Origin of the sequence: Streptococcus sp. UMB1203 (assembly GCF_030217725.1) — a bacterium.
Lineage (GTDB): Bacteria > Bacillota > Bacilli > Lactobacillales > Streptococcaceae > Streptococcus.
Genome location: NZ_JASOOK010000002.1, coordinates 97,368 through 108,251 on the forward strand (window position 1 = coordinate 97,368; position 10,884 = coordinate 108,251).

The 10,884-nt window shown below is 43.5% G+C and carries 9 protein-coding genes and 1 riboswitch; of the genes, 3 read left to right on the forward strand and 6 right to left on the reverse strand.

Annotation, left to right across the window (positions count from 1 at the left end; translation table 11 throughout):
• Positions 1-10: 10 nt before the first annotated feature.
• The 6 genes from QP439_RS01200 to zapA form a co-directional block, all read right to left on the reverse strand.
• On the reverse strand, positions 11-910 hold the full coding sequence (locus QP439_RS01200) for a TDT family transporter (RefSeq protein WP_254753853.1): 900 nt from the start codon (positions 908-910) through the stop codon (positions 11-13).
• 108 nt (positions 911-1,018) lie between these two features.
• Positions 1,019-1,567 (reverse strand): carboxymuconolactone decarboxylase family protein, encoded by a 549-nt coding sequence (locus tag QP439_RS01205; RefSeq protein WP_125851613.1) that lies wholly within the window; start codon positions 1,565-1,567, stop codon positions 1,019-1,021.
• 131 nt (positions 1,568-1,698) lie between these two features.
• A complete protein-coding gene (locus QP439_RS01210; RefSeq protein WP_254753852.1) occupies positions 1,699-3,021 on the reverse strand; it encodes an alanine/glycine:cation symporter family protein in 1,323 nt (440 codons plus the stop codon).
• Between the two features lie 90 nt (positions 3,022-3,111).
• Positions 3,112-3,200: riboswitch (glycine riboswitch) on the reverse strand.
• A 164-nt stretch (positions 3,201-3,364) separates the two neighbouring features.
• Positions 3,365-5,701 (reverse strand): endonuclease MutS2, encoded by a 2,337-nt coding sequence (locus tag QP439_RS01215; protein ID WP_247947690.1) that lies wholly within the window; start codon positions 5,699-5,701, stop codon positions 3,365-3,367.
• A gap of 102 nt (positions 5,702-5,803) precedes the next feature.
• Positions 5,804-6,352, reverse strand: a complete 549-nt coding sequence (locus QP439_RS01220; RefSeq protein WP_050390437.1) for a CvpA family protein — start codon at positions 6,350-6,352, stop codon at positions 5,804-5,806.
• Positions 6,349-6,651, reverse strand: a complete 303-nt coding sequence (gene zapA / locus QP439_RS01225; RefSeq protein WP_020901580.1) for a cell division protein ZapA — start codon at positions 6,649-6,651, stop codon at positions 6,349-6,351. Before zapA ends, QP439_RS01220 begins: the two co-directional genes overlap by 4 nt.
• Before the next feature lie 86 nt (positions 6,652-6,737).
• On the opposite strand from zapA, the gene rnhC reads away from it, so the two are divergent.
• The 3 genes from rnhC to recD2 all read left to right on the forward strand — a co-directional run bounded on the left by rnhC (position 6,738) and on the right by recD2 (position 10,718).
• A complete protein-coding gene (gene rnhC, locus QP439_RS01230) occupies positions 6,738-7,619 on the forward strand; it encodes a ribonuclease HIII (protein ID WP_285387176.1) in 882 nt (293 codons plus the stop codon).
• 3 nt (positions 7,620-7,622) lie between these two features.
• A complete protein-coding gene (gene lepB / locus QP439_RS01235; protein ID WP_004245100.1) occupies positions 7,623-8,237 on the forward strand; it encodes a signal peptidase I in 615 nt (204 codons plus the stop codon).
• Between the two features lie 114 nt (positions 8,238-8,351).
• Entirely contained in the window at positions 8,352-10,718 is a 2,367-nt protein-coding gene (gene recD2 / locus QP439_RS01240) for an SF1B family DNA helicase RecD2 (RefSeq protein WP_261446975.1), read from the forward strand.
• Positions 10,719-10,884: the final 166 nt, after the last annotated feature.

A 10,884-nucleotide genomic window follows, 5' to 3' on the forward strand; every position in this document is an offset into this window, starting at 1 on the left:
CTATTTCTAGCTAGACCTTTTTTCGTAACCAATTCAGATAAGAACCTAGTACAAAGACTAAAATAATTAAGCAAATAGCGGTTTCAGCCAGTACTAAATAATCCAAAAATGGAAGTTTCAAGATTCCCTGAGCCATCTTGAGCGAGGTAGCCGTGATAATAGTTGGGAAGGTGAGGGCTGAAAAGGCTGGTTGAAAGCCATGTTTTAAAATGTTGGGCAGGCGAGTCAAAACAAAGAAAAAGAAGGATTGGGAAGCCAAAATCATCACAACTAATAGCCAAGTCGGTAGGCTCTCTCCTCCAACTCGAACTAGGGAAGCCAAGAGTAGAGAGAAAGGAGCACAGTAGATTCCTTCTTGACCAAGCAAGGCTACGGGGAGTGGTTGTTTCTTTAAATCACTATAAATAAGGGGATAGAGATAGAAGGTTAGGAGAAAACCAAAACTCAAGGTCGCATAGGCAATTTCGATGATACCTACAAGAGGATAGGTCAAGGCAGCCACTGCTATCCCCACATAGAGAACCGTCCAGCTTGGAGTAGCATGAACCCTCCACCCCGGACAGGCAAATTTAATGGTAAAACCAGCAATCAGGGCTACATCCAAGAGAAATGAAAACCACCAGAGTCCTTGCGCTACCAAAGGAAGATGAGGGAAGACGCGAAAAACATAAGTCGATAAAATCATCCCAGCCATGGGAAAAGTCGCCATTCCTGACAAAAGAGGAGGTTTGGTCAATTCTTGCTTGGTTTCTTTCCAATTAAAGAGATGAAGAATAAGAAAGAATATCCACAAAATTAAACCTGTCAGACTAAATAGATGGGACAGAACCGGCAACGTATCTAAAATAAGATTTCCAGCTCCTGCTAAACCTAGCAAACATCCAGAAAATACCAAGGGGAGTTTTTTCATTCTAACCTCCAATAATCATGTTAGTTTCAGTATAGCATAAAAGCGCTTAAATGAGGGGATAAAAAATGAAGTCAAATTATTTCAGACTTCATTTTACTCAGATATGAATTAAGCATAAGGTTGCAATTCTGGGTTAATTGGGGTATTGGCTAGGTTGTTGGCATAGTTACAGAGGCTTGCTAGGCTGACACCAAGAACCACATCCAAGGCATTTTGTTGAGTGTATCCAGCTTCTAGAAACTCAGCCAAGGCTTCATCTCCTACACGTCCCTTGGTATTGATTACAGCCAAGGTAAACTTAGCTAGGGTGTCCAATTTAGGATCTGTTTCAATTGGAGTGCGATTGCGAAGGGCTTGCAGAAGGTCATCATTCATCTGGATTTGTTTGATGGAAAAAGCTGTGTGACCTGCCACGCAGAAAGCACAACCATTAGTTACAGCTGCCGTGATTTGCACCACTTCACGCTCAACTGGTGTCAGGCTATTGCGACGGTTGATGGCTCCGACAGTTCTGTAGGCTTCTAAGGCGGTAGGTGCATTAGCCAAGAGACCGATTAGGTTGGGAATATAGCCATTGTTATCTTTTTCTACTGTTTCAAGAACTTCTTTTACTTCTGATGGTGCTGATTCGACTGTATGGATAGTAAATGTTGTCATCATAAAACCTCTTTTCATGTTGTTGAAATCTAGTCTATCACAGATTCTATACCGTGTATAATATATATTTTAAATTGCACTGATAGAAATTTTTTATGAAAGCAAAAAATCACACGAGCTGTGTGATTTCATTATTTGTCAAAATACTTTTTAGTCTCAGCAATAACGACTGGCGATAAAACTAAGAGGGCAATCAAATTTGGCAGAGCCATCAAGGCATTGACAATATCTGCGATAATCCAAACCATATCCAACTCGATAAATCCTCCCAACAAGACCATGAGTACAAAGACCACACGGTAGAGCCAGATAAAGCGAACCCCAAAGAGGAACTCGAAACAGCGTTCTCCATAGTAGTTCCAACCAAGAATCGTTGTAAAGGCAAAGAGCACAAGGAAGATTGTTAAGAGAGCAGGTCCAAAGTGTGAAAAGACTGTTGAGAAGGCTGACTGAGTCAAGGCAACCCCATTTAAGTCACCACTCCAAACACCAGTCACCAAGATGGTCAAACCAGTCAGAGTACAGATAATGAGGGTGTCAATAAAGGTTCCTGTCATGGAAATCAAACCTTGCTCTACTGGTTCGTTTGTCTTAGCTGCAGCAGCTGCAATGGGAGCAGAACCCAGACCAGATTCGTTTGAGAATACACCACGCGCCACACCGTTTTGAATAGCCATCCGAATGCTAGCACCGGCAAATCCACCTACCGCAGCAACAGGACTAAAAGCGGATGTCAAGATTAAAGCGATTGTGGCAGGGATTTCCCCTATATTAAAGAAAATAACTGTCAGAGTTCCCAAAATATAAATGATAGCCATAAAAGGAACAACAGTAGTTGAAACCTTTGAAATGGACTTGAGCCCGCCAAAGACTGCAATTGCTACAAAGACAGATAACACAAGAGCTGTGATGGCTGGCGAAATAGCGGTTGTATTTTGGATAGATTCTGTAATCGAGTTTACCTGGGTAAAGGTTCCGATTCCCAACAAAGCTACTAGCACACCTGCTAGGGCAAAGAAGATGGCAAGGGGACGCCACTTTTCTCCCATCCCTAGAAGGATATAGTGCATTGGACCTCCCGCTACTGCACCATGGTCGTCCTTTGTGCGGTATTTAATCGCCAAAAGTCCTTCCGCATACTTGGTAGCCATCCCAAAGAAAGCGGCCATCCACATCCAAAAGAGTGCTCCTGGTCCACCGACCTTGATAGCTGTAGCTACCCCGATAATATTTCCCGTACCAACTGTCGCTGCTAGGGCTGTACATAGTGCTGCAAAGCTGGATACATCTCCATGCCCCTTGTCCTTAGTAAAAATAAGCTGGAAGGCCTTGGGCAGACGCAAAACCTGCAAGAGGCCTAGACGGGCAGTTAGGTAAATCCCTGTCCCGACCAAGAGAATCAAGAGGGGGGGGCCCCAAGCAAAAGCATCAATTGATTTAAGCAATTCTAACATTTCCTTCTCCTATCTTTTCAACCCCAAAAGAAAGAGCACATGCAAGATACATGTACTCTGGAATGCTTAGATAAATGCTAAAAAGCGGTCTATCCTAGCTCTGTCCTTTTACCTGAGAGTTTGAGCAGTTGCCTGCCTTGCCCCTTCGGTGCCTTTACGGTCTCTCCAGAGTTCCGTCCATTTACAGTCATGGAAAATCAAACGATTCGCCACTTCTATTAAACTTCATTCGGTGTTGGTATTTAATTGATTCTTATTTTACAAAAAATGTTAGCTTTTGTCAATGTGTTTATTAATAAAAATTAGTGCAACAGTTTTTACTTTATGAATTCCGAAATACTTCTTATCCTTTAAAAGTGACAATAGTTGCACCACTGCCTCCAGCATTTTGTGGGGCATAGCCGAAACTCTTGACATGTTTATTTCTTTGTAGGTATTTGGTGACACCTTCACGGATAACACCTGTTCCGATACCATGGATGATATCAACTTGAGCCATATTATTAAGCAAGGCTTGGTCGATAAAGGCATCTAGCTCATTCATGGCTTCTTCATAGCGCTTGCCTCGAAGATCCAGTCTTGCTTGTGGACCTCGGCCAGAAGTCCGTTTCACAACATTGACCTGTTTCTTCTTGACTTGCTTTTCTTGCTGGGCTTGAACAAGGTCAAATTCTTTCTCTTCCAAGGTCATCTTAATCAAGCCAACTTGGGCTTCCCAGCGGCCGTCCTTGAGTTGACTGGTCAAGGTACCACGCTGTCCATAACTGAGCACCACAATATCATCTCCCACCTTTGGAGCTCGTTTTTTCTTGGCCTTTTGAAGGACCTTGTTTTTAGATAGGTCTACTTTTTCAGGAGACAATTTTTTCAGCTTGGCCTTGGCTTCAATGATTTCGTGGGGCTTGAGTTGAGATTTACTATGGAGATTTTTGAGAATCTGATCACTCTCACTGAGGGCCATGTCCACAATCTCAGAAGCCTGTTCACGCGCCTTGTTGAGCTCGGTTTCCTTTTCACGATTGAGCTCGTTGTAGAGTTTTTTGAGAGCACGGTTCATCTTGAGATTTTCTTGCTCCACCTCACGGATATTATCCAAACGTTTGCGACTCTCTAGCGTCTGCTCTTCCAGTTGCTCAATAATCCGATTGACATCATTGTCCTGATCGACCTGCTGACTAGCATCCCCTACGATAACTTCAGATAGGCCTAGACGTTTGGCAATTTCAAAGGCATTGCTTCGGCCAGGCACGCCCTGCATAAAGCGATAGGTCGGGCGAAGAGTCGCAGTATCAAACTCCATGCTGGCATTTTGCACAAAGGCTGTCTCAATACCATAGGCCTTGAGCTCTGGATAGTGGGTAGTCGCCATGGTCTTGACTTGACGCAGGCGAAGATCCTCCAAAATAGCCATGGCAAGGGCAGCTCCCTCTTGAGGGTCTGTACCAGCCCCCAACTCATCCAAGAGTAAGAGGGAATGTTGGTTGACCTTGCCAAGAATATCCACGATGTTGGTCATGTGGCTAGAGAAGGTAGACAAGCTCTGCTCAATAGACTGCTCATCGCCAATATCAGCAAAGATTTCTTCAAAAACACCCACACGGCTTCCCTTGTCTGCTAAAATCGGCAATCCTGACTGAGCCATAACCTGTGTCAAGCCCAGGGTTTTAAGCATGATGGTCTTACCACCTGTGTTGGGACCTGTGATGACAATGGCTGTTAAATCTTGTCCAAAATGAACATCATTTGCGACTGCATTTTTGACCAAAGGATGGCAGACATGGAGCAGTTGGATCTCCTGATTTTCTGATAACTTAGGAACGACCGCTTGCCTTTCTTGGATAAAACGAACCTTGGCACGAATCAAGTCCAGATGGCCGATAATCCAAGCATCATTAGCAATTTCAGCTGCATGAGGGCGGACACGTTCAGAGATTTCTTGGAGAATGCGAAGCATTTCATAGCGCTCATCTGCTCGCAAACTGGCAATTTCTTCGCTCAGTTTGACCACCTCACGGGGTTCGATATAGACGGTGTTTCCACTAGCAGAAATATCATGAACAACACCTGCAATCTTATTGCGGTAGGTGTTTTTGACTGGTAAAACCTGACGACCATTTCGGCTGGCAACGATTCCTTCCGTCAACATCTGCCCTTTTTGCTTAAGCATGTCCTGCAAGACATCGCGTACCTGACTCTCGCTATCATGGATTTTTCGACGGATGCGCGCCAATTCTTCACTAGCGAAATTTTCAATAAAACCTGCATCATTAAAAGCTTGGAGATTTCCTTGTAATTGCGGAAAATCATGTAATTTCTCAAACCAAAGAGCTAACTCTTCCAAGCTGACATTTTCCAGATTGGCATAAAAACTTTGCAGTTCTCGGCTAGAAAGAAGCACGCGCTTCAAGAGTAGGAACTCCTCGATATTGAGGTCTGCCCCCATCTCCAACCGCTTGCAGACTCCTGCGATTTCCTTGGTTGAGAGAATGGTAAAATGAGGTTGCTCGACAAAGAGAGCCTGCATTTCCTTCATCTCAGCAAAAGACTGTTTGATTTTATCTGCTTTGGCAGTCGGAGCTAGCTGTCTCAATTGCTCCAAGCCCTGCTCGGTCAACAAATGGGGTTCAAACAAGGCCTTGACCTTATTGAACTCTAATGTTTCTAATATTTTCTTATTCATCTTTATTTCCTTGTCTTTGAATGTCTAGGTGTGGTAGCTTTTTACATTCTGATAGATTCGAGTCAATCTGTAAACAAAGGGCTAGGAAAATTCCTGCCCTTTTTATCCGATTAAATTTGTCACCCAGATTTGTTTGAGCCAACTGGTTGTTACTGGTATGCTCTGGATGATGTGTTTTGCGACGATACTCTTTTCAAGAGGATTTTGTATAGCTGCCATGGGAATGGTCGCCAAGATGGTCAAGACCATTTGCAAAACAAATAAGGTCACCAACATGGACAAGATACCTGCTGAAACTTGGAACAACTTACCACCAAGCTTTTTACTAGGAATCAAGTGTAAGAGGAGACCAAGCAAACGACCGATGCTATAGACAATCCCAAATACCAACAAGTAGCCGATACCTGCGTAAAAGACCTTATCCAACTGAAAGAGTTGATCTGATGGGAAAAAGAAAGTCCCCTGACCTTCCTGCGGATTTGCATAAGGGAGTAATAAATGGAATTGTTCTCCAAGCCCCTTGTAAAACTGGCCAGCCACAAAAGCCGATGCCAGGGCTGAAATCAGGTAATAAACCTGTAAGAGCAGGCCTCTCCGATAGCCGATATAAAATCCCCAAGCCAAGACCAATAGAAGAAGGAGTGAAATCATAAGGAATCCTCAATCTTACTCTGTTCTTGCTTGCAAGTCACAAGCTTGTGACGGAGTTCTTTTAATTCTTGCTCCTTATCGTCAAATTCAATCTCACGACTGAGTTGAGTTGACAAACAGTTAACTGCCAACAAAAGAGCGATTGTTTCATCATCTGCACTAGGCATTTGTTCTTTAATTGCTTGGTATTTTTCTGTCGCAACCTTGGCGATTTCCTCCATAAAGAGATTATCATGTTCGCTTGTCAAGGTTAATGATTTTTTCCCGAATGTAAATTTGAATCGATTTAGATTTGCCATAAAATTCACCTCACGATATTATACCAAAATTCGCTAACTTTGTCAGTTTTTACAAATTCGCCTGCTTTTATGGTACAATAGAAACTATGGCAAGTATAACACTCACACCAAGCGAAAAGGAGATTCAGGCTTTTCTTGAACACTATCAAACTAGTCTGGCTCCCAGCAAAAATCCCTATATTCGCTACTTTTTGCGACTACCTCAAGCTACCGTTTCTATCTATACTTCTGGAAAGGTCTTGCTTCAGGGGGAAGGAGCCGAGAAATATGCTAGTTTCTTTGGCTATCAAGTTGTAGAGGAAACTAGCGGTCAAAATCTTCCTTTGATTGGGACGGATGAAGTTGGAAATGGTTCCTACTTTGGTGGGCTTGCAGTTGTGGCTTCCTTTGTCACACCTGACCAGCATGCCTTCTTACGAAAACTCGGTGTGGGAGATTCTAAAACTCTGACTGACCAAAAAATCCGTCAGATTACCCCTATCCTCAAGGACAAAATCCAGCACCAGGCACTGCTTCTCTCACCAAGCAAGTACAACGAGATCATCGGAGACCGCTACAATGCTGTTTCGGTTAAGGTTGCCCTCCATAATCAGGCTATCTATCTCCTTCTTCAAAAAGGACTTCAGCCTGAGAAAATTGTGATTGATGCCTTTACCAGCGCTAAAAATTATGACAAGTACTTGGCACAAGAGGCCAATCGTTTCAGCAATCCTATCAGCTTAGAAGAAAAGGCTGAGGGCAAATACTTGGCTGTCGCAGTTTCTTCTGTCATTGCGCGTGATCTCTTTCTGGAAAATCTTGAAAATCTGGGACGAGAACTGGGCTATCAACTTCCAAGTGGAGCTGGAACGGCTTCTGATAAGGTGGCTAGCCAGATTTTGCAAGCCTATGGCATGCAAGGACTCAATTTCTGCGCCAAACTGCACTTTAAAAATACTGAAAAAGCGAAAAAACGCTTAGAAAGGTAAGTTATGAATTCATTTAAAAATTTCTTAAAAGAGTGGGGATTGTTCCTCCTAATTCTGTCATTACTAGCTTTAAGTCGTATCTTTTTTTGGAGCAATGTCCGCGTAGAAGGGCATTCCATGGATCCTACCCTAGCGGATGGCGAAATCCTCTTTGTTGTCAAACACCTACCTATTGACCGATTTGATATCGTGGTTGCCCATGAGGAAGATGGCAATAAGGACATTGTCAAACGTGTCATCGGAATGCCTGGCGATACCATCCGTTACGAAAATGATAAACTTTACATCAATGACAAAGAGACAGATGAACCTTATCTAGCTGACTATATCAAACGCTTCAAGGATGACAAACTCCAAAGCACCTACTCAGGCAAGGGCTTTGAAGGAAATAAAGGAACCTTCTTTAGAAGTATTGCTGAGAAAGCCCAAGCCTTCACAGTTGATGTCAACTACAATACCAACTTTAGCTTTACCGTCCCAGAAGGAGAATACCTTCTCCTCGGAGATGACCGCTTGGTTTCAAGTGACAGTCGCCACGTAGGTACTTTTAAAGCAAAAGATATCACAGGGGAAGCTAAATTCCGCTTCTGGCCAATCACCCGTATCGGAACATTTTAAGAGACCTAAGAGGCCGAGAATCACCAATCTCAGCCTCTTCTTCTATCGTGAGAAGATGATTATTTATTGACTATAATATCCCCCAACTCTCACCTATTCATGCAAAGGAATTTTATGGAAGTTTATTTTTCAGGAACCATTGAACGGATTATTTTTGAAAATCCCAGCAATTTTTATCGCATCCTTCTCCTAGAAATCGACGATACAGACGCAGAGGATTTTGATGATTTTGAAATCATTGTCACGGGCACCATGGCTGATGTGATTGAGGGAGAAGACTATACTTTTTGGGGACAAATTGTCCAGCACTCCAAGTATGGGAAGCAACTGCAAATCAGCCGATATGAACGCTCAAAACCAACTAGCAAGGGCTTGGTTAAGTACTTTTCAAGTAGCCATTTCAAGGGGATTGGTCTCAAGACTGCTCAGAAAATTGTGGATACCTATGGCGAAAATACCATTGACGAAATTCTGCAACACCCAGAAAAGTTAGAAGGCATCGCAGGACTCTCTGCCAAAAATCGCGAGGCTTTCGTCTCCACCCTCCGTCTCAACTATGGAACCGAGATGGTTTTGGCCAAACTTGCTAACTACGGTATTCCCAATAAATTAGCCTTTCAGATTCAAGACTTTTACAAGGAAGAAACCCTTGATGTGGTTGAAAATTATCCCTACCAGCTGGTTGAGGATATCAAGGGCTTGGGATTTACCATTGCTGACCAATTAGCAGAGGAACTAGGCATCGAAAGTCAGGCTCCTGAACGCTTCCGCGCCGGTCTAGTTCACAGTCTTTTTCAGGCCTGTATGGAAACAGGGGATACCTATGTTGAAGCACGGGATTTACTAGAACAAACCCTTACCCTCCTTGAGTCTTCCCGCCCCGTTGAACTGGATCCCAGCCAAGTGGCCCAAGAGCTCTCCTACCTGATCGAAGAAGACAAGGTTCAGCAGATTGATACCAAGATTTTTGACAACAGCCTCTTTTTCGCTGAGGAAGGCATCCGCAGTCACTTGGTTCGTATCCTTGAAAAAAGAGAACAAAAGAGCCCAGATATGGAAACCATTCAAAAACATATCACTACTGTCGAGGAAGATCTGGGAATCCACTATGATAGCATTCAAAAACAAGCTATCTGCGATGCTATCCAGAATAAAGTCTTTATCCTAACAGGTGGACCTGGTACTGGTAAGACAACGGTTATCAATGGGATTATCGCTGTTTATGCCCTTTTAGAAGGGCTTGACCTCAGGAAAAAAAGCAATTTGCCTATTCTTCTTGCTGCTCCAACTGGACGAGCCGCTCGACGCATGAATGAATTGACAGGTTTGCCTAGCGCGACCATACACCGTCACTTGGGAATGACAGGCGACGATGACACCAGCCATCTGGAAGATTATCTGGATGCCGACTTTATTATCGTGGATGAATTTTCTATGGTTGATACTTGGCTGGCCAACCAACTCTTCTCCAACATCTCTTCTAACAGCAAGATCCTCATAGTGGGTGACAGCGACCAGTTGCCTTCTGTCAGCCCTGGACAGGTTCTAGCGGATCTGCTTCATATTCCCTTGATTCCTCAGACTCGCTTGGAAAAAATTTATCGACAAAGCGAAGAATCAACCATCGTCACCCTAGCTAGTCAGATTCGACAGGGTATCTTGCCAGCTGATTTCACCCAGAAAAAAGCAGACCGTTCCTACTTTGAAATCGCTAGTGGTCATATCCCTGCTACTATTGAAAAGATTTTAGGCGCTGCCCTTAGAAGTGGTATCCCTGCTCGTGATATTCAGGTTCTGGCTCCCATGTACCGAGGGACTGCAGGGATTGATTCCATCAACCAACTCATGCAAGACCTGCTCAATCCACCACAAAAAGACCAACTCAGTTTTGAAGCTCCCCAGTGCCACTATCGTAAGGGGGATAAGGTCATTCATTTGGTCAACGATGCTGAAATCAATGTCTTTAATGGAGATTTAGGAGCCATCACAGACCTGATTCCTGGTAAATATACCGAATCGAAACAAGACGAGATTGTCATTGATTTTGATGGCAACGAGGTCTCTTACCCACGTAACGAATGGTACAAGATTCGCCTGGCCTATGCCATGAGTATCCATAAGTCCCAGGGAAGCGAGTTTCCTGTTGTCATCCTACCGATTACCAGTGCTAGCAGGCGCATGCTGGAGCGAAATCTCATCTATACAGCCATTACACGCGCCAAAAGCAAGCTTATCTTACTAGGCGAATTACAGGCCTTCGACTATGCTACCCAACATATCGGAACTGCCCGAAAAACCTATCTGATTGAACGTTTCAGTGATTTATTGGAGAATGTTGAAGAAAAGCAACAATCTATCTCTGAAACTGCCACATCAAGTGACTCTGAACAATCCTACATCCTGACAGAAGAAAACTGGGACAGCATCCCAGCCATGATTGGGATTACAGAGGCAGACCTCAAAGAGATTTTTGGAAAATAGTGCATAATAAAACCCACCAATTTGAACTGCACCCCAAAAGTGGCTCTTTGTCAACTGTAGTGGGTTGAATAAAAGCTAAAACCGAGAAAGGACAAATTTCGTCCTTTCTTTTTTGATATTCAGAGCGATAAAAATCCGTTTTTTGAAGTTTTCAAAGTTCCGAAAA

Coding starts and splice junctions, on each gene's coding strand:
- QP439_RS01220 (WP_050390437.1), bottom strand. CDS start 6,352: ATGATTTCACTCCTTCTTCTATTGGTCTTGGCTTGGGGATTTTATATC.
- QP439_RS01210 (WP_254753852.1), bottom strand. CDS start 3,021: ATGTTAGAATTGCTTAAATCAATTGATGCTTTTGCTTGGGGCCCCCCC.
- lepB (WP_004245100.1), top strand. CDS start 7,623: ATGAATTCATTTAAAAATTTCTTAAAAGAGTGGGGATTGTTCCTCCTA.
- recD2 (WP_261446975.1), top strand. CDS start 8,352: ATGGAAGTTTATTTTTCAGGAACCATTGAACGGATTATTTTTGAAAAT.
- QP439_RS01205 (WP_125851613.1), bottom strand. CDS start 1,567: ATGACAACATTTACTATCCATACAGTCGAATCAGCACCATCAGAAGTA.
- QP439_RS01200 (WP_254753853.1), bottom strand. CDS start 910: ATGAAAAAACTCCCCTTGGTATTTTCTGGATGTTTGCTAGGTTTAGCA.
- zapA (WP_020901580.1), bottom strand. CDS start 6,651: ATGGCAAATCTAAATCGATTCAAATTTACATTCGGGAAAAAATCATTA.
- QP439_RS01215 (WP_247947690.1), bottom strand. CDS start 5,701: ATGAATAAGAAAATATTAGAAACATTAGAGTTCAATAAGGTCAAGGCC.
- rnhC (WP_285387176.1), top strand. CDS start 6,738: ATGGCAAGTATAACACTCACACCAAGCGAAAAGGAGATTCAGGCTTTT.